The organism is Aureimonas sp. CAS, assembly GCF_059838215.1.
The window spans coordinates 1767598-1785509 of the sequence record NZ_CM187563.1 but is presented as its reverse complement, the minus strand read 5'-3'; the positions used below and the strand labels follow the sequence as shown (position 1 = coordinate 1785509).

At 68.2% G+C, this 17912-nt stretch carries 20 protein-coding genes and 1 tRNA gene; 9 read left to right on the top strand and 12 right to left on the bottom strand.

Annotated features, from left to right (window positions below):
• Window positions 1–46 precede the first annotated feature (46 nt).
• The 3 genes from clpA to AC6R2M_RS08680 all read right to left on the bottom strand — a co-directional run bounded on the left by clpA (window position 47) and on the right by AC6R2M_RS08680 (window position 3485).
• Window positions 47–2542, bottom strand: coding sequence for an ATP-dependent Clp protease ATP-binding subunit ClpA (gene clpA / locus AC6R2M_RS08690; protein WP_500481217.1), 2496 nt, complete (start codon window positions 2540–2542; stop codon window positions 47–49).
• A gap of 8 nt (window positions 2543–2550) precedes the next feature.
• Window positions 2551–2832, bottom strand: coding sequence for an ATP-dependent Clp protease adapter ClpS (gene clpS / locus AC6R2M_RS08685; RefSeq protein WP_500487545.1), 282 nt, complete (start codon window positions 2830–2832; stop codon window positions 2551–2553).
• A 293-nt stretch (window positions 2833–3125) separates the two neighbouring features.
• Window positions 3126–3485, bottom strand: a complete 360-nt coding sequence (locus tag AC6R2M_RS08680; protein ID WP_500481215.1) for a phasin family protein — start codon at window positions 3483–3485, stop codon at window positions 3126–3128.
• Between the two features lie 328 nt (window positions 3486–3813).
• Between AC6R2M_RS08680 and AC6R2M_RS08675 the strand changes: the two genes are divergently transcribed.
• The gene (locus AC6R2M_RS08675; protein ID WP_500481213.1) at window positions 3814–5415 is read left to right on the top strand and encodes a serine hydrolase; all 1602 of its coding nucleotides are present in this window, start codon (window positions 3814–3816) and stop codon (window positions 5413–5415) included.
• Window positions 5416–5532: 117 nt separating this feature from the next.
• Here AC6R2M_RS08675 and AC6R2M_RS08670 read toward each other — a convergent pair whose 3' ends face one another.
• Genes AC6R2M_RS08670 through AC6R2M_RS08660 form a run of 3 tightly spaced genes read right to left on the bottom strand, consistent with a single transcriptional unit; the run spans window position 5533 to window position 7447 of the window.
• Window positions 5533–6228 carry a DnaJ domain-containing protein gene (locus AC6R2M_RS08670; RefSeq protein ID WP_500487427.1) on the bottom strand — a complete coding sequence of 232 codons (696 nt, stop codon included), beginning with the start codon at window positions 6226–6228 and terminating at the stop codon, window positions 5533–5535.
• Window positions 6228–6950: a vWA domain-containing protein gene (locus AC6R2M_RS08665; protein ID WP_500487425.1), complete on the bottom strand. Its 723-nt coding sequence runs from the start codon at window positions 6948–6950 to the stop codon at window positions 6228–6230. Before AC6R2M_RS08665 ends, AC6R2M_RS08670 begins: the two co-directional genes overlap by 1 nt.
• Window positions 6951–7009: 59 nt before the next feature.
• Complete coding sequence (locus AC6R2M_RS08660) at window positions 7010–7447, bottom strand: DUF1489 family protein (RefSeq protein WP_500487544.1); 438 nt, start codon at window positions 7445–7447, stop codon at window positions 7010–7012.
• A 110-nt stretch (window positions 7448–7557) separates the two neighbouring features.
• On the opposite strand from AC6R2M_RS08660, the gene AC6R2M_RS08655 reads away from it, so the two are divergent.
• Entirely contained in the window at window positions 7558–8268 is a 711-nt protein-coding gene (locus AC6R2M_RS08655) for a DUF599 domain-containing protein (protein WP_500487423.1), read from the top strand.
• Window positions 8265–8537: a DUF3253 domain-containing protein gene (locus AC6R2M_RS08650; RefSeq protein ID WP_500487421.1), complete on the top strand. Its 273-nt coding sequence runs from the start codon at window positions 8265–8267 to the stop codon at window positions 8535–8537. The genes AC6R2M_RS08655 and AC6R2M_RS08650 overlap by 4 nt, the downstream gene beginning before the upstream one ends.
• On the opposite strand, the gene AC6R2M_RS08645 is transcribed toward AC6R2M_RS08650, so the two are convergent.
• Both AC6R2M_RS08645 and AC6R2M_RS08640 read right to left on the bottom strand, forming a co-directional pair.
• Entirely contained in the window at window positions 8529–9320 is a 792-nt protein-coding gene (locus AC6R2M_RS08645; RefSeq protein ID WP_500487419.1) for a YdcF family protein, read from the bottom strand. The two genes, AC6R2M_RS08650 and AC6R2M_RS08645, sit on opposite strands and share 9 nt — an antisense overlap.
• Window positions 9321–9406: 86 nt before the next feature.
• Entirely contained in the window at window positions 9407–10237 is an 831-nt protein-coding gene (locus tag AC6R2M_RS08640) for an aldo/keto reductase (protein ID WP_500487417.1), read from the bottom strand.
• Window positions 10238–10360: 123 nt separating this feature from the next.
• On the opposite strand from AC6R2M_RS08640, the gene AC6R2M_RS08635 reads away from it, so the two are divergent.
• A complete protein-coding gene (locus AC6R2M_RS08635; protein ID WP_500487415.1) occupies window positions 10361–11341 on the top strand; it encodes a heparan-alpha-glucosaminide N-acetyltransferase in 981 nt (326 codons plus the stop codon).
• Between the two features lie 25 nt (window positions 11342–11366).
• On the opposite strand, the gene AC6R2M_RS08630 is transcribed toward AC6R2M_RS08635, so the two are convergent.
• From AC6R2M_RS08630 to AC6R2M_RS08620, 3 genes are all read right to left on the bottom strand, one after another.
• On the bottom strand, window positions 11367–11759 hold the full coding sequence (locus AC6R2M_RS08630) for a MerR family transcriptional regulator (protein ID WP_500487413.1): 393 nt from the start codon (window positions 11757–11759) through the stop codon (window positions 11367–11369).
• 125 nt (window positions 11760–11884) lie between these two features.
• Window positions 11885–13297, bottom strand: coding sequence for a magnesium transporter (mgtE, locus tag AC6R2M_RS08625; RefSeq protein WP_500487411.1), 1413 nt, complete (start codon window positions 13295–13297; stop codon window positions 11885–11887).
• 160 nt (window positions 13298–13457) lie between these two features.
• Window positions 13458–13542, bottom strand: a tRNA-Leu gene (locus tag AC6R2M_RS08620).
• A 154-nt stretch (window positions 13543–13696) separates the two neighbouring features.
• Here AC6R2M_RS08620 and lipB point away from each other — a divergent pair.
• The 5 genes from lipB (at window position 13697) to AC6R2M_RS08595 (ending at window position 17289) form a co-directional block, all read left to right on the top strand.
• A complete protein-coding gene (gene lipB, locus AC6R2M_RS08615; RefSeq protein WP_500487409.1) occupies window positions 13697–14449 on the top strand; it encodes a lipoyl(octanoyl) transferase LipB in 753 nt (250 codons plus the stop codon).
• Window positions 14446–14895 carry a YaiI/YqxD family protein gene (locus AC6R2M_RS08610; RefSeq protein WP_500487407.1) on the top strand — a complete coding sequence of 150 codons (450 nt, stop codon included), beginning with the start codon at window positions 14446–14448 and terminating at the stop codon, window positions 14893–14895. The genes lipB and AC6R2M_RS08610 overlap by 4 nt, the downstream gene beginning before the upstream one ends.
• A gap of 90 nt (window positions 14896–14985) precedes the next feature.
• Window positions 14986–15819 (top strand): cytochrome b/b6 domain-containing protein, encoded by an 834-nt coding sequence (locus AC6R2M_RS08605; RefSeq protein WP_500487405.1) that lies wholly within the window; start codon window positions 14986–14988, stop codon window positions 15817–15819.
• Window positions 15816–16598, top strand: a complete 783-nt coding sequence (locus AC6R2M_RS08600) for a molybdopterin-binding protein (protein WP_500487403.1) — start codon at window positions 15816–15818, stop codon at window positions 16596–16598. The genes AC6R2M_RS08605 and AC6R2M_RS08600 overlap by 4 nt, the downstream gene beginning before the upstream one ends.
• A gap of 73 nt (window positions 16599–16671) precedes the next feature.
• Window positions 16672–17289 carry a DUF2076 domain-containing protein gene (locus AC6R2M_RS08595; RefSeq protein WP_500487401.1) on the top strand — a complete coding sequence of 206 codons (618 nt, stop codon included), beginning with the start codon at window positions 16672–16674 and terminating at the stop codon, window positions 17287–17289.
• A gap of 60 nt (window positions 17290–17349) precedes the next feature.
• Here the strand turns inward: AC6R2M_RS08595 and AC6R2M_RS08590 are convergent, their stop codons facing one another.
• Complete coding sequence (locus AC6R2M_RS08590; RefSeq protein WP_500487399.1) at window positions 17350–17844, bottom strand: MaoC family dehydratase; 495 nt, start codon at window positions 17842–17844, stop codon at window positions 17350–17352.
• Between the last annotated feature and the right edge of the window lie 68 nt (window positions 17845–17912).

The window sequence follows — 17912 nt, the reverse complement described above, 5'->3', positions numbered from 1 at the left end:
GCCCTTTCTCGGTCGGCCGCAGGTTCGGCCACACTCCTACAGATGATCAGGAGGACTTACGAGGCACTTTCGGCACGGTGCCGGAGCGACCGGACTTCTGCGTCGTCTTCGTCTCCGGCTTGGCGAGGGCGAGCGTGCCCTCCCCGTCCGGGTCCTCGTCGAGCGCGGGCTCCGACCGCTCGCTCTCGCTCGCCGCCGCCTTCTGCCGCTTGCGCGGCGCCGCGTCGGACGAGCGCTTCGGGCGGGCCTGCGGCTCGTCGGCGATGGATTCGAGGCTCAGCTTGCGCTCCGCCCCCTCGCCGACCACCGTGACCCTCACGATGCCGCCGCGCTTGAGCTTGCCGAACAGCACCTCGTCCGCCAGCGGCTTCTTGATGTGCTCCTGGATCACGCGGCCCAGCGGACGCGCGCCCATCTGCTCGTCGTAGCCCTTCTCCGCCAGCCAGGCGATCGCCTCCGGCGCGAGGTCGAAGACGACGCCGCGTTCGGAAAGCTGGGCTTCCAGCTGCATGACGAACTTCTGCACCACCTCGTGGATGACCGGCGTCGGCAGCGGCGCGAAGGGGATGATCGCGTCGAGGCGGTTGCGGAACTCCGGCGTGAAGAGGCGGTTGATCGCCTCCACGTCGTCGCCCGTGCGGCGCGACGAGCCGAAGCCGATCGCCGCCTTCGAAGCCTCGGCCGCTCCGGCGTTCGTCGTCATGATGAGGATGACGTTCCGGAAGTCGATCTTCTTGCCGTTGTGGTCCGTAAGCTTCCCGTGGTCCATGACCTGCAGGAGGATGTTGAACAGGTCCGGATGCGCCTTCTCGATCTCGTCGAGGAGGAGGACGCAATGCGGATGCTGGTCGACGCCGTCGGTCAGGAGACCGCCCTGGTCGAAGCCGACATAGCCCGGAGGCGCGCCGATCAGGCGCGAGACCGTGTGCCGCTCCATGTATTCCGACATGTCGAAGCGCAGGAGCTCGACGCCGAGCGAAGAGGCGAGCTGCTTGGCGACCTCGGTCTTGCCGACGCCGGTCGGGCCCGAGAACAGGTAGGAGCCGATCGGCTTCTCCGGTTCGCGCAGGCCCGCGCGGGCGAGCTTGATCGCCGAGGACAGCGCCTCGATGGCGTTGTCCTGCCCGTAGACGACGCGCTTGAGCTGCGCCGACAGGTTCGAGAGAACCTCCTCGTCGTCCTTGGACACCGATTTCGGCGGGATCCGCGCCATCGTGGCGACGGTCGCCTCGATCTCCTTGATGCCGATCTGCTTTTTCCGCCGGCCTTCCGGCAGGAGCATCTGCGAGGCACCGGTCTCGTCGATCACGTCGATCGCCTTGTCCGGCAGCTTGCGGTCGTTGATGTAGCGCGACGACAGCTCGACGGCCGAGCGGATCGCCTCGTTGGTGAACTTCACGCGGTGGAAGTCCTCGAAATAGGGCTTAAGCCCCTTGAGGATCGAGACCGCGTCCTCGACGGAGGGCTCGGCGACGTCGATCTTCTGGAACCGGCGCACCAGCGCGCGGTCCTTCTCGAAGAACTGGCGGTACTCCTTGTAGGTCGTCGAGCCGATGCAGCGGATCGCGCCCGAGGACAAGGCCGGCTTGAGGAGGTTCGAGGCATCCATCGCCCCGCCCGAGGTCGCGCCCGCGCCGATGACGGTATGGATCTCGTCGATGAAGAGGACCGCGCCCGGATACTCCTCCAGCTCCTTCACGACCTGCTTCAAGCGCTCCTCGAAGTCGCCGCGATAGCGCGTGCCGGCGAGAAGCGTGCCCATGTCGAGCGAGAAGATGGTGGAGCCGGCCAGGACCTCTGGAACGTCGCCCTCGACGATCCGCTTGGCGAGGCCTTCGGCGATCGCCGTCTTGCCGACGCCGGGATCGCCCACATAGAGCGGGTTGTTCTTGGAGCGGCGGCACAGGACCTGGATCGTCCGGCTGATCTCGCTCGCGCGGCCGATCAGCGGGTCGATCCGGCCGTTCTTGGCCTTCTCGTTGAGGTTGACGCAGTAGGCGGTGAGCGCGTCCTGCTTCTCCTTGCGACGTCCGTCCTCGTCCTGCCCCATGGTCGACTGCTCGTCCTCCGCTCCGCGAACGGGCCGGCTTTCCGCCGCGCCGGGCCGTTTGGAGATGCCGTGGGAAATGAAGTTCACCGCGTCGTAGCGCGTCATCTCCTGCTCCTGCAGGAAGAACGCGGCGTGGCTCTCGCGCTCGGCGAAGATCGCGACGAGGACGTTGGCCCCGGTCACCTCCTCGCGGCCGGAGGACTGGACGTGGATGACGGCGCGCTGGATCACGCGGTGGAAGCCGGCGGTCGGCTTCGAATCCTCGTCGTGACCCGTCACGAGGTTGGCGAGCTCGGTGTCGATGTACTCGGTCAGCGAGGACCGGAGCAGGTCGATGTCGACGCTGCACCCGCGCATGACGGCCGCCGCGTCCTTGTCTTCGAGCAGGGCGAGCAGGAGGTGTTCGAGCGTCGCGAATTCCTGATGACGCTCATTGGCGAGCGTCAGGGCCTGATGGAGCGACTTCTCCAGGCTTTGCGAGAATGTGGGCAAGCTTCACCTCAACTCTTTTCCATCACGCATTGAAGCGGATGCTGATGCTGGCGGGCGAAATCCATGACCTGCGTGACCTTCGTCTCCGCAACCTCGTAGGTATAGACCCCGCACTCGCCGACACCGTGTTTATGCACATGCAGCATGATCCGGGTGGCGGCCTCGCGGTCCTTCTGGAAGAACCGCTCGAGCACGTGGATGACGAACTCCATCGGAGTGTAATCGTCGTTCAGAAGCAGCACCCTGTAAAGGCTCGGCTTCTTCGTCTTCGGCCGCGTCTTGGTGATCACGGACGTGCCGCGGTCGTTTCCCGCTCCGTCCGGTCCGCCGGCCTGAAGCCGGGTCCCGCCCTGCGCCGATACCGTTCGCCCGATGCGCGCCAATGCCACCACCCTCGTCATGTCCGATATGTATGAATCGTCGGACGCTTTGTAAGACGGTTGGGCGGCCGGTAGAAGAATGTCGCACCCGCAACTTGCCGCTGCGCCGCTTCGAAGCCTGCGAACAGGCGTCCGCACAACGAAAAAGGGGCCCGGCGCGAGCCGGACCCCCTGTCGAAATGTCAGCGTTCCGTCGAGACGGATCAGACAGCCTTCGAGGCGGCCTCGCGGCCGCGGGCGGTCGCGGCGGCGACCGTGTTCTCGAAGGGGCGATAGGCCTCCTTCGCGATGTCGGTGCAGATTTCCGACATCTTGGTCGCCTGAGCGACCCAGCGCTCGTAGGCCGACTTGGCGAACTCGCTCTGCACCTCGAAGGCGCTGTCGAGCGACTTGGTCTGCGAGAGCTTCTCGAAGGCCTGCGTCGACTGCTCGTAGGACTGACGGGTGAAGTCCGTCGTCTCGGCGGCGATCTGCTGGAAGCCCTTGGTCATGACGGAGAACGACTTGAGAGCGTTGTCCATCGCTTCCTTGCTGGCCTTGTTGGCGTCGTCATAGAGATTCATGGCACACTCCCTGTCTCGAATTCGTGTGAGACGACGGGCCCATCCCGACGTCCGGCAGGCTCGATATATTGCACTGCACAAAAATCTTCAAGGCGCCTTGTGCGGTGCGGGATCAACAGGTCTCACATTCCCGTGAGCGCGGGGCGCCGCCGATGATAGGCGCGCTTCCGCCACATCCCGATGACAAGGAAGCCTCAACCATAAACGGATTGGTAAGCCCGTTCGGCCTAATCTTTCCGAGACGAAGGGAACGAGCGCACCGCTCGCCGGACGGAGGCCACCCTCCCCGGCGTCGCGCCTCCCGAACCGACAAACGAGAGAGCGCCTCGTGCCGATTGCAGCGACCTTCCTAAAAGACCTCTCCCGCCGTATCGTTCGCACCGTCGGCATCGCCGCCATCGGAGCCGGCCTGCTCGTCCAGCTCCCGGTCGCGAGCGCGGACGCCAATCCGCGCTACGCCGCCTTCGTGATCGATGCCAACAACGGCAAGGTCCTCTTCAACCGCTACGGCGACGAGACGCGTCATCCCGCTTCGCTGACGAAGATGATGACGCTCTACATGATGTTCGAGGCCCTGGAGACGGGCCGCGCGCAGCTTTCGACGCCGATGAAGGTCTCGGCGCACGCCTCCTCCCGTCCGCCCTCCAAGCTCGGCCTGCGCACCGGCTCCACGATCACGGTCGAGGAGGCGATGTACGCTCTCGTCACGCGCTCGGCGAACGACGCGGCCGCCGTGATCGGCGAGTTCCTGGCCGGCACAGAGGAGAATTTCGGCCGCGTCATGACGCAGAAGGCCCGCACGCTCGGCATGAACGGCACGACCTTCCGCAATGCCAGCGGCCTGCCGAACCCCGAGCAGGTGACGACGGCGCGCGACATGGCGACGCTCGGCATCGCGCTGCGCGAGCACTTCCCGCAGTACTACAAGATCTTCAACACGCGCTCCTACACGTTCCGCGGCCAGACGATCGGCAACCACAACCGGGTTCTCGGCCGCGTGCAGGGCACGGACGGCATCAAGACCGGCTACATCAACGCGTCGGGCTTCAACCTCGTCTCCTCGGTCGTGCGCGGCAACAAGAAGCTCGTCGCCGTCGTCCTCGGCGGCCGCACCGGCCGCTCGCGCGACGACCACATGGTCGAACTGCTCCAGCGCTTCATCCCGCAGGCCAGCGAAGGCCGCGGCGCGCCGCTGGTCGCCTCCTGGTCCCCGTCGCGCGTCGCCTCGAACGCGGTCGCCGCCGCCTCGCTGCCGACCAGCGTGCCGGTGCCGACCCGCCGCTCGAACCCGGCCGAGATCGACACCCGCGTCGCCGCCGCCTACGGCACCAACGCCGCGAGCGCGGTGGACGACGCCATCCGCAGCCCCGAAGGCCGCACCATCATCGGCCGCGACGCGCTTCGCGCGGCTCTCGTGGACCAGAGCGAGCCGGCGCGCATGGACATGCCGACCGCGCACGCCCTCGCCCCGAGCGCGTCCCGCCCGAGCAGCCCGCGGCCCCGCGCGCCCATTCCGTCCGCGCCGATCCCCTCGGTCGGCATCGATCGCGGCACCACGGGCTCGATCGTCGCCGAGGCCGAGGCCAGCGAGATCACCGACGCGCAGTCGACCCGCCAGTTCGCCGCCCTGCAGGAGGCGGCCATGGACACCCTGCCCTCCGCCCCCGAGGCTGCGGCCCGCTCTCCCTGGGTCGTCCAGATCGCCGCGACACCGCTCGAGGCGACGGCCGAGGACATGCTCGCGGAGGCCAAGCGGTCGGCGGGTTCCGCGCTCGCCTCCGCCACCGCCTTCACCGAGGCGGTGAACACCGGATCGCAGACCCTCTACCGGGCGCGCTTCGCCGGCTTCGAGACCAAAAGCGAGGCGAATGCCGCCTGCGAGACGCTGAAGCGCAGCTCCTACGCCTGCTACGCGGTCGCCGCGAACTGATCGACGCATGGACGAGGCGCCCTGACGGGCGTCTCCCCCGACGAGACATGAACGACGCCTCCCACGCGGCGCCGATCGCCCCTTCTCGCCCTCAAGTATTCGCGTATCCAGGGAAATTCAGCGATGACGCTCGACCAGGAAAGCCTTCGCCTCGTTGATGCGGGCAGCCAGAAAGTCGGTGCCCCCGTGGTCGGGATGCACCCGCTTCAGCAGGCGGCGATGCGCCTCTCTGACTTCCGCGAGGGTCGCTCCCGGCTCAAGGCCAAGGATCTCGTAGGCCTGCTGCTCTGTCATGGCGCCCGAGCCTGGCGCTCCTCCCAGCCCGTCGCCCGCCTCCGTCTGCGCGTCGACGCGCCAGCCGGGAATGCGGCGGTCAAGATACGCTTCCAGAAGTCGTAGGCTTTCCGGGTCGCGGCCGAGTTCGGCGCGGAGCGAGACGAGCTCGCTTTGCGTCAGGCCGGACAGGCTCCGGCCTTCGAAAGCCCCCGAGAGAACCGTCCCGTCGAGCTCTCCGGTCTCATGGTCGAGATTCATCTCCAGACCGTCGGAGCGGACCTTCGAACTCTGCGGGGCATTGCCGGTGTCGGGCGGGCCCTTGGAGCGCTGCCGCTGATAGGCGGCGACGCCGAGGCCCAGCAGCGGGACGCCGATAGCGCCCCGGCCGACCAGAATGAGCCCGGCCCCGCCGACGATCAGCGAAATCGGACCCGCCCGCCGAAGGAAGGCCGCCAGTCTTTCCGGCGGCGTCACCAGAAGCATGCGGAGGGTGGCGGCGACGAAGATCAGGACCGCGATGGCGACGAGTGCGCCCATCAGGCCGAGCCGCCTCGCCCGCGCATCTGCTCGATGAGAAGCCGGCTCTCGCGCGAGCCCTGCGATTCGAGCGCGGCCATCCCGCGCGTGGCGAAGGCGGCGACCGCGCGCAGAAGGTTGCGCAGGGCGTCGGCCGAACCCTCGTCGAGCCGAAGATAGGCGCCGCGCGACAGGCGGGCGATCTCGCGGAAGGCCGCTTCGGCGCTCCGCTCGCGGCCCTCCTGGACCATGAAGCACGGAACGCCCAGAACGCCGAGCTCGCCGGCGACGGCGCACAGGGCATCGGCGTCTTCCTCCATCGCGTCTCCGATGAAGACCAGAGCCCGGACCTTCCCCTTGCCCGCCTCCGTTCGCGCGTGGGCGAGGACGCGGCCGATCTGCGTCCGCCCGCCCCGGCAGTCGATGCGCGTCATCAGGTCGCGCAGCCCGTCGGTCCGCGCCACCCATCGGGAGGCGCGGCATTCCCCGAAGCCCCGGAAGTAGACGAGCTGGACGAGGAGCGGTCCGGCCGCGCCCACGGCGCCGAACATCTCGCCCTGCAGACGGCAGGCGCGATCCCAGGTCGGCTGGCGGCTCATCGTGGCGTCGAGAGCGAAGATCAGGCGGCCCGAGCCCTCGGTAGACGGCGTGTCGCGCAGCTGCGTGAGGAAGCGGTCGATCTCGCCGCCGCCCGCGCTTCGTTCGACGTGCTGCCCGCCGGCTACGCTGGGAACCTTGACCATGACGCCTCCTTGCTCCCGCAATCTGGGGTCTCGGCGGGCGTTCGCAATCGGACGGCTCGTCACATCAGGCCGAGCATCGCCAGTTCGCGGCGCAGATGCGGCGGCAGGGCTTCGAGGTCGGCCTCGCCTTCGGACAGATCCTGCGGCGCGTCCTCGGGCTTGAGATAGCGCCAGCCCTGAAACGGGCGGCGCGGCTGCCAGTGGGTGGCGTTGAAGACCGGTTCGAGCACGATGCGGCAGCGGGTGATGCCGTCGGCGCCCTCCACCTCGTCGAGGCGCAGGATGCGCTGGCGGACCTGCACGTTCCCCCGGATCACCCAGTAGAGCGAGCCGCCGGCGAGAATCTCGTTGGCCCGGACGGGCCGCACGCGCGTGACGTGGCCCTGCTCGGCCGGCTCTCCGCGCGCGCGGGCGGCCGCGAGCCGGCCTTCGACATGCGTCTTCAGGTCCTCGACGGTATCGACGCCGACGCAGAGCTTGACGAGGTTCAATGGCATGGCGCGGGACATGCGTCCGGGCCGGTGCGCTCGTCAAGGCCGTCGACAAGCGGAGCCGTCTGCGCGACATGATGCCCCAAGCGCGGACGCCAGCGCAGACGAGAGAGGCGATGTTCTTCGAATCCCTACTGACCCCGGCCAATGTGGCGGCGCTGGCGCTCTTCCTCGCCAGCTGGTTCGGCTACGCCTTCCTGACGGGGAAGAGCCGTTTCGCCCATCGCACGCTCGGGCGGCGCATGGACGTGCAGCGCGAGCGCTGGATGCGCACCATGCTGCGGCGCGATCTGCGCATGATCGACACGCAGATCATGAACGGCCTGCAGCAGGGCACCGGCTTCTTCGCCTCCTCCTGCATCTTCGCCATCGGCGGCTGTTTCGCGCTGATGGGCGCGACCGAGCGGATCGGCGCCGTCGCGGCGGATCTGCCGATCGGCAGCCTCGGCGACCGGGGCCTTCTGGAGGCCAAGCTTCTCGGCCTCGTCGTGATCTTCGCGCACGCCTTCTTCAAGTTCGCCTGGGCGTACCGGCTCTTCAACGACTGCTCCATACTCATCGGCGCGGTGCCGATGCGCACCGAAGCGGAGGCCGATCCGCTGCGCGCCGACGCGGCGGTCAACCGCGCGCTGTCGATGAACCGGATCGCGGCCCGGCACTTCAATTCGGGCCTGCGCGCCATCTTCTTCGGCATCGCCTATCTCGGCTGGTTCCTCGGCCCCTTCGTGCTGATGGCGACGACGACCGGCGTGCTCGCGGTCATCGCGCATCGCCAATTCTGGTCCGACGCGCACGACGCCGTGGTGCGGTGGGAGGAAGAGGAATGACGCGGCGTTCGACGATCCGGGAGACGATCGAGGCCATGGTGGCCGAGCGCGGGGCGGGGAAGACCGTCTGCCCCTCGGAGGTGGCCCGGGCGATCGCCGGGCAGGACGAGAAGGCGTGGCGGCTCCTTATGGCGCCGATCCGGGCCGAGGCGGTGACGATGGCCGGCGAAGGACGCCTGACGATCCGCCGCAAGGGCCGCGTCGTCGATCCGTCCGACTTCAAGGGCATCTACCGGCTGGGGAGCCCCTTGGACGAACCGTCAGGCTGACGGGAAGAGCGCGTCGGTGCGCCCCGTCATCCAGTAGGCCGCGAGCCCGATATATTCGCGGATCGCGAAATGGACCTTCTCGACGTTGCGGATCGTCGCGCTGGACGGCTGCCAGACGGCGGACCCCGCGGGGGTGCGGTAGTCCACCGGGTAAGGCAGGACGTCGAAGCCGGCCTGCCGGAAGCAGCCGACGGAGCGCGGCATGTGGAAGGCGGAGGTGACGAGCAGCCAGGTCTCGCCCGGCTGCGGGGCCGCGAGTTCCAGCGAGTAGACCGCGTTCTCCCATGTGTTGCGGGAGGCCTCCTCCAGGATCAGGCGATCCTCGGAAAGACCCAGCGCCAGAAACATCTCTCGCGCCGGAATGCTTTCGGGGATGTCCTCGGCGAGGATCGCGGCCGACCCGCCGGAGAAGATGACCCGGGCCTCCGGGTAGATGCGCGAGAGCGCGAGCGCGGCGGTGATCCGGTCGGCCGCGTCGTTCAGTTCCGGCTCGTTCCGGGTGCGGGCGATGCGGGTGTCGAAGGCGCCGCCGAGAACCACGATTCCGGCGATCCGCTCCGGGAGTTCGGGACGCGGGACCCGTTCCTCGAGGATGTTCATCATCAAGAGCCCGGCGGGCGTCAGGCTGGCGACCGCAAGGACCGCGAAGCCGATGCCGGCCAGCGCGAGCCCGGTGCGCATGAAGCGGAACGCGACGGCCAGAAGGCCCACCGCGATCGCCAGGAGGACGACGACCAGCGGCTGGACAAGATACCAGGCGACCTTGGACAGAACGAAGAACATGCAGCGTCTCGAAACCGGGCCCGGAGCGCCGGGCGGGAGCGGCGCAGGCTACCCCTCCCGGCTGGGCCGAGGGTTGCCGCCGGAGTTCAGCTGCGGTCCCATTTCGGCGAGAAGCTCGGATTGACGAGCCGGCGGCGCAGCCGCGTCATCCGCCACAGGAGCTCGCGGTCCTCGTCGGTGAGCCTGAAGTCGAAGATGTCGATGTTCTCCGACAGGCGGTCCGGGTTCGACGTGCGCGGGATGGCGCCGACGCCCTCCTGCTCGATCTCCCAGCGCAGGACGATCTGGGCCGGCGTCTTGCCGTGCTCCCTGGCGATCCGCACGATCTCGGCGTTCTGCAGGAGATCGCCGCCCTGCCCGATCGGCGAATAGGCGATCAGCGCCATGTCGTGGCGACGGGCCGCTTCGAGCAGCACCTCCTGCGAAAGCGCGGGGTGATACTCGACCTGATTGCAGACGAGAGGCGCCTCGGAGAGCGACACGGCCTCGTCGAGCAGAGTCTCGGTGAAGTTGGCGACGCCGATATGCCGGGTAAGGCCCTTCTGCTTCGCCTGGTTGAGCGCCTTGATGGACTCGTCGAGCGGAATGTCCGGGTTCGGCCAGTGGATCAGCAGAAGGTCCACCTGCTCCAGCCCGAGCGCGGCCAGAGCCTTGCCGGCGGTCGGAATCAGGTTCGCCTGACCGATGTCGGACCACCAGATCTTGGTCGTCACGAACAGTTCATCGCGGTCGATGCCGCTGTCGCGGATGCCCTGGCCGACGGCCTCCTCGTTGCCGTACATGCGGGCGGTGTCGATGTGGCGGTAGCCCTTCTCGATCGCCTCGCGCACCAGCGTGCGGCAGGTCTCGCCCTCCAGCTTGAACGTCCCGAGCCCGATGGCGGGGATGCGGGCGCCTGCGCGTTCGATGATCTTCATGGGCTCTCCCGAAGCGATTTCGTCTCGACCCGCCCTTGCGCGGGCTCGGCCGGTGACGGCACAAGGCGACCTTTCGAGGGACCGCGTCGTACCGGTTCGAGCCAAGATAGGCGGGAAGACGCCATGTCCAGCATCGAAGCAAGCCCCAAGGGCGACGAACCGGCGAAATCCAGGGGCCGGATCGACCTTCTGGACGCCGCGCGCGGCATCGCGCTCCTGGCCATGCTCGTCTACCATTTCACCTGGGATCTGGAGTTCTTCGGCTATCTGCCGGCGGGCACGGCCTATGAGGGCGGCTGGCGGCTGTTCGCGCGCGGCATCGCCACGAGCTTCCTGTTCCTCGTCGGCATCGGTCTGGTGCTCGCCCATGCGCGGGGCGTGCGCTGGCGGCCCTTCCTCAAGCGTCTGGCGCAGATCGCGGCGGGCGCCGCGGCCGTGACGGTCGCCACGCTCTTTATCTCGCCGGAGAGCTTCGTCTTCTTCGGCATCCTGCACCAGATCGCGCTGGCGAGCCTGATCGGGCTTCTGTTCCTGCGCCTGCCGACGGTTCTCGTCGCGCTCGCCGGGCTCCTCGTCATCGCGTTGCCGAATCTCTGGACGAGCCCGGCGATGGACCCGCGCTGGCTCGCCTGGATCGGCTTTTCGGCCAACGAGCCTTTCTCGAACGATCTGGTGCCGATCTTTCCCTGGACCGGCGTGGTGCTGCTCGGCATGGCGGCGGGCCGCTGGGCGAGCGCCGCGGGGCTCTGGGACCGGCTTCGCCCGATCCGGATCGAGCGGGCGCCCGCCACGGGCCTCACCTGGATCGGGCGGCATTCGCTGGCCTTCTACCTGATCCACCAGCCGGTCTCGATCGCGCTGATCGCGGCTTATGCGCAATTCTTCCCGCCGGACCGCGTCGCGGCCTTCCCGGTCGACTGCCAGCGCTCCTGCGTGGCGCAGGGCTTCGACGAGACCTATTGCGCGTCCTATTGCGGCTGCGTGCAGACGCAGATGACGGAGCGCAACCTCCTGGAGGCCTTCCTCGACGGCTCGCTCGACGAGCAGGGTCAGCGGGACGTCAGCGACACGATCCTCGCCTGCTCGTTCGATCCGAACAACTGAACGCGGATCGAAGGCGAGAGCAGCGTCAGGCCGCCGGCGCGACGCCCAGTTCGGCCATGCGCGTCAGGCAGGCCTCCTCGGCCTGTTCGAGCTCGGCAAGAAGGTCCTCGATGTCGCGGCGCTTCTGCTCCAGCTCCCGGCGCCGGTCGCCGACCTTGCGGATGATGGCGCGCAGCTGACCCGCCTCGCCCGGAGGCGCGCGGTACATGCCCATGATCTCGCGGATCTCGGCGATGGAGAAGCCGAGACGCTTGCCGCGCAGGATGATCTTCAGAAGCTGCCGGTCGGACTGGCGGAACAGACGCGTGCGCCCGCGGCGGATCGGGGCGATGAGCCCCTCGTCCTCGTAGAACCGGATCGTGCGCGTCGAGATGTCGAACTCGCGCGTCAGTTCCGTGATCGTATAGTAGTCGCGCATGCGGAGCGGGCCTTTCGAGCGTCGATCCGTCTCAATCCAGATTTACGTAAAAGTCAATTCCAGATGCCGGGCGCGTGAGGCGCCCCGTCCGCATGGCGGCCGCCTGCGGCGTTCGGGCCGAAGCCCTATCCGAGGCCGAACCACCAGCTCGCGATGCCGAGGAAGGCGAAGAAGCCGACGACATCGGTGATCGCGGTGACGAACACGGCCGAGGCCAGCGCCGGGTCGGCCCCGAAGCGGTTGAGGATCAACGGGATCAGGATGCCGGCGAGCGCCGCCGTCAGCATGTTGATGATCATGGCGCAGGCGATGACGGCGCCGATCTCCGGATCGCCGGTCCAGAACCCCGCGACGATGCCGAGAAGCGTGGCGATGATCGAACCGTTCAGGAGGCCGACCAGCACCTCGCGCCGGATGATGCGGCCCGAATTGTGAATGTTGATGTCGCGCGTGGCGATCGCGCGCACCGTCACGGTCATCGTCTGCGCCGCCGCGTTGCCGCCCATGGAGGCGACGATGGGCATGAGCGCGGCGAGCGCCACCATCTGCTCGATGGTCGCGTCGAACAGGCCGATGACGAGCGCGGCGAGGAAGGCCGTGAAGAGATTGACGAAGAGCCAGGGGAAGCGCGAGCGCGCCGAGACGCGGACCGAGTCGGAGATCTCCTCGTCGCCGACGCCGCCGAGACGCCGGAAATCCTCCTCGGTCTCCTCCTGGATCACGTCCACGATGTCGTCGATGGTCAGGACGCCGACCAGCCGCTCTCCCGAATCGACGACGGCTGCCGAGAGAAGATCGTACTGTTCGAAGATCTGCGCGGCCTCCTCCTGGTCCATCTCGGCCGGGATGGGGTGCCGCGTCGGGTGCATGATCGCCTCGATCGTCGTCGGGCGCTTGGCGCGCAGGACGGCGTGGAGATCGACCGCGCCCAGAAGCCGGAAGCTCGGATCGACGACATAGATCTGCGCGAACCGGTCGGGCAGGTTCTCGTCCTCGCGCATGTAGTCGATCGTCTGGCCGACCGTCCAAAAGGGCGGCACGGCGACGAACTCGGTCTGCATGCGCCGACCGGCCGATTCCTCCGGGTAGTCGAGCGCGCGGCGAAGCCGCAGGCGCTCGAGGAAGGGCAGCTTCTCGAGGATCTCCTGCCGGTCTTCCGGCTCCAGATCCTCCAGGATGTAGACCGCGTCGTCCGAATCGAGCTCCTGGATCGCCTCGGCGATCCGCTCGTTCGGCATGGCGTCGACGATTTCGAGGCGGATGCCCTCGTCGATCTCGGTGAGGGCCGCGTAGTCGAACGCGTCGCCCATCAGGCGCACGAGCCCCTGGCGCTCTTCCGTCTCGAGATTTTCGAGGACTTCGCCGAGCTCGGTCTCGTGCAGCGGCTCGATCCGCTCGCGCAGGGACGGCCCGTCGCCCTCCTCGATGACGTCGCGGACCTCGTTCAGGAACTGACGGTCGAGATTGCCGTCCTCGTCGTAGACGCCCGCGGGAACCTTGCGCGCATCGCTCGCGCCGGGGGTCGCGTCTTCCGCCATGTGCCCACCTTCCGCGTCCAGCGAAGCCGATGCTGTGTCCGGCCCCTAACCTAGTCGTGTGGAGGCGATGCGACAGAAGAAGGCCGCCGGCTCGGTTCCGATCGGAACCCGCTGCCGTCGATCATGCAACGCTGGATGGGAGAGGATCGCCCTGCAAGGCTGGTGCGGTCGAGAAGACTCGAACTTCCACGGGTTGCCCCACAGCGACCTCAACGCTGCGCGTCTACCAATTCCGCCACGACCGCACGCCGTGTTCCGGCCTGGGCCGGCCCGATCTCGTCGACCGGTGGCGGGCGTGTAACAAAGCCCCCGACATGCCGCAAGCCCTTTCGGCCGTAATCGTCGTGCCTTTCTCTCGGCGCCCTTCCGGCGGGCACGGCCAAAGGTTAGATTTCCTCCATGGACGCCCTTTCTCCCCTATCGCCGGCCCCTCGCCTTTCCGCCTCGCCGAACGGGTTCCACCCGCTCGCGGGCGCGCCGCCCGTGGAATGGCGCATCCTCGATTCGCTCGTCGGATACGAAGACGCGGTGGCTGTGATGGAGCAGCGGGTGGCGGCGATCTCCGCCGGCCATGCGCCCGAATGCGTGCTGCTTCTGGAGCATCCGCCGCTCTACACGGCGGGCACCAGCGCCTCGGCCTCAGACCTCGTCGATCCCTCGCGCTTTCCCGTCCACGCCAGCGGGCGCGGCGGCCAGTACACCTATCACGGCCCCGGACAGCGCGTGGCCTACGTCATGCTCGACCTGAAACGCCGCCGGCAGGACGTGCGGGCCTTCGTGGCCGCGCTGGAGGCCTGGATCATCGACACGCTGGGCGATTTCCAGGTGAAGGGCGAACGGCGGGAGGACCGCGTCGGCGTCTGGGTGCGCCGGCCCGAGCGCGCGCCCGGCCCGGACGGAACACCGGCCGAGGACAAGATCGCGGCGATCGGCATCCGCCTGCGCAAATGGGTGTCGTTCCACGGCATCAGCCTGAACGTCGAGCCGGACCTCTCCCATTTCGGCGGCATCGTGCCCTGCGGGGTGCGCGAGCACGGCGTGACCAGCCTCGTCGATCTCGGGCTGCCGGTGACGATGGCGGACGTCGATCTGGCCCTGCGGCGAAATTTCGAGGCCGTCTTCGGCGCGACCGAGAACGGAAACCCCTCGTGACGGTCGTCTATGTCGATGCCGACGCCTGTCCGGTGAAGGACGAGGCGCTGGAGATCGCGTTGAAGCGCGGGGCGGAGATCGTGCTCGTCTCGAATGGCGGCATGCGCCCGTCCCGTTACGAGGGCGCGCGGATCGTCACGGTCTCGGCCGGTGCGGATGCCGCCGACGACTGGATCGCCGAACAGGCGGGCGAGCGCGACGTGGTGGTGACCGCCGACATTCCGCTGGCCGCGCGCTGTCTGGAGAAGGGCTCGGCGGTGCTGGGGCCGACCGGGCAGCCGTTCACGCCGGCCTCGATCGGGCAGGCCCTTTCCTTCCGCGCCTTCAATCAGCACTTACGCGAGACCGGCGAAAGCCGCGGCTTCAACAAGAGCTTCACGCCGGCCGACCGATCGCGCTTCCGGCAGGCGCTGGAACTGGCGCTCCAGCGGATCACCCGAAACTGATGCGGATATCGCCATCGGCGGACATCTTCACGGCGCCTTGTCTCGTAGAATAAGGCAGGCGAACGATCGGGGCCGAGGAGGACGAGGGCGATGGAAGGCAAGGCGAAGGGGCCGCTCGTCTACCGCCAGGCGCTCTCGACGCGCGCGACTCACTGGATCTGGGTGGTCTGCCTCTTCTTCCTCTTGCTCTCGGGCCTGCAGATCTTTCAGGCGCACCCTCGCCTCTACATCGGCCATGAGTCGGGCTTCGCCTACGACAATTCCGTCTTCGCCATCGGCGCGCTGCGCGACGGCGCGGGCGGGCTGTCGGGCTTCACCGAACTCTTGGGGCAGCGCTTCGACACGACGGGCTGGCTCGGCGCGGTGGAACAGAACGGCCAGTGGCAGGCCAAGAGCTTTCCCGGCTGGCTGACGGTCCCGTCCTATCGCGACCTCGCCTCGGGGCGCATCGTCCACTTCTTCTTCGCCTGGATCCTCGTCACCGCCCTCCTCGTCTGGCTCCTGTCGAGCCTCTTCAACCGGCATCTGACGCGTGACCTCCTGCCGCGCGCAGATGACATGCGGGCGCTCGGCGCGGACATCCGCGACCATGCGCGCCTCCGCCCCCACAACCGCCGCCGTTACGGGCCGCTGCAGAAGCTGTCCTACGCGCTGGTGATGCTGGTGCTCCTGCCGCTGATGATCCTTTCGGGCCTCACCATGTCGCCCGGCATGAACGCCTTCGCGCCGTTCCTGGTGGACCTCTTCGGCGGACGGCAGAGCGCGCGCACGGTCCATTTCGTCGTCATGCTGCTGCTGCTCGGCTTCGTCGTCGTCCACGTGCTGATGGTGCTCCTCGCCGGCCCCTTCAACGAGATGCGCTCGATGATCACCGGCTGGTTCCGGGTCGACGCCGACGAGGCGGAGAAGGAGATTTCGCGATGAGCTTCGACCCCGCCCGCCGCCGCTTCCTCACCGGCGCCGCCGTCACGGCGGCGACGCTGCCGCTGTCCGGCTGCTTCGACGGGCTGGTGGACCGCAACGGCGACATCCGCTCGATCCTGATGAGCGCCAACGACCTGACCTACCGCGTCCAGCGATTCATGCTCGGCTCGGACCAGCTGGCGCGCGAGTTCTCCCTGTCCGAGATCCGCCAGCCGATGCGGCCGAACGGCACGAGCAACCCGCAGGACCGGGACTACCGCGCCCATGTGGCCGCCAACTTCGCGGACTACCGCCTGAGCGTCGACGGCATGGTGCAGCGGCCGCTGTCGCTCTCGCTGGACGAGCTGCGCAACATGCCCTCGCGCACGCAGGTGACCCGTCACGACTGCGTGGAGGGCTGGAGCTGCATCGCGCAATGGACCGGCACGCCGCTCGGCTTCGTGCTCGATCAGGCCGGGTTGTTGCCGCAGGCGCGCTACGTCGTCTTCTCCTGCTTCGACACGATGGAGAACACCGCGTCCGGGCCGTTCCGCTACTACGAATCGATCGACCTTCTCGACGCGCGCCACCCGCAGACGATTCTCGCCTACGGCATGAACGGCGATGCGCTGCCGGTCGCCAACGGCGCGCCGCTGCGCGTCCGGGTGGAGCGGCAGCTCGGCTACAAGATGGCGAAATATGTGAGCGCCATCACCGTCACCGACGACTTCACCACCTTCGGCGAAGGCAATGGCGGCTACTGGGAGGACCGGGGCTACGAGTGGTTCGCGGGGATTTGAACCCCTCCGTTCTGGAACCGCTTCGCGCCGATCCTCATATCCGTCGTCCCGAAACGACGAAGGACGCCGCGCGATGAACCACGACGAACGCCAGATGATCGACGGGCTCTTCGGCCGCCTGCAGGACGCCGAGCGCTCGGCCCCGCCGCGCGACCCGGAGGCCGAATCCTTCATCCGCGACCGCGTCGCGAGCCAGCCCGGCGCGCCCTACTACATGGCGCAGACGATTATCGTTCAGGAGCAGGCGCTGCAGGCCGCGCAGGCCCGGATTCAGGAGCTGGAAGCGCAGGGCCAGCGCGCGAACGCGGGCGGCGGCGGGCTGCTCGGCAGCCTCTTCGGCGGCGGCTCGCGCGACGATCGCTCGCAAGGGTCCGGACGTCCGATGGGAGCGCCCGCGGGCTACGGCCGGCAGAACGCCGCCTACGGCGAGCCGCAGGGCGGGTCGCCCTGGGGCGGCCGCGCGGCCGCACAGCCCTCGCGCGGCGGCGGATTCCTGGCCGGCGCGGCCCAGACGGCCGTCGGCGTCGCGGGCGGCATGATGCTCGGCTCGATGCTGGGCGGAATGTTCGCAGGCGGCGAGGCGCAGGCCGGCGAGGCCGATCCCGCCGCCGATGCCGGCGGCGAGGACATGGGCGGTGCCGACGACATGGGCGGGATGGACGACGGCGGCTTCGGCGACTTCGACTTCTGATCCGTCACCGAGAGCGCACTGGAAGGGGTCGGCACCGCGAGGCGCCGGCCCCTTTTTCGTTCAGGCCGGCGGGTCCATCATCGCGACGGTGATCCACTGGGCCACGAGCGCCGGCTTCACCGAGCCCTCGATCTCCACCGTCGCGTCCCAGGAGGACTGGACGGAGACCGCACGCTCCTTGATCGCCGTCAGCTTGAAGCGTCCGCGCACCCTGGCGCCCGAACGCACGGGCGCCAGAAACCGCACCTGGTCGAAGCCGTAATTGATGCCCATCCGCGAGCCCTCGACCGCCGGCAGCGCGCCGTAGGCGAGGCGCGAAAGCAGCGAGAGCGTCAGGAAGCCGTGCGCGATCGTGCCACCGAACGGACCTTCGGCGACGGCTCGCGCCGGATCGACATGGATGAACTGGTGATCGTGCGTCGCGTCCGCGAAGGTGTCGATCATCGTCTGATCGACCGTGAGCCAGGGCGAGAGGAAGTCGTCGCCCCCCACATGGCTCCGATAGGTCTCGATCGGCTCCAGGCGCAGATGAAAGTCCCGTTCGACTTCGTCCAAGGCGTCGCTCCCTTCGGATGTCCGTTTGAAGCCGGCTCTATGACGCCAAACGACTTCGTTGGGAACCA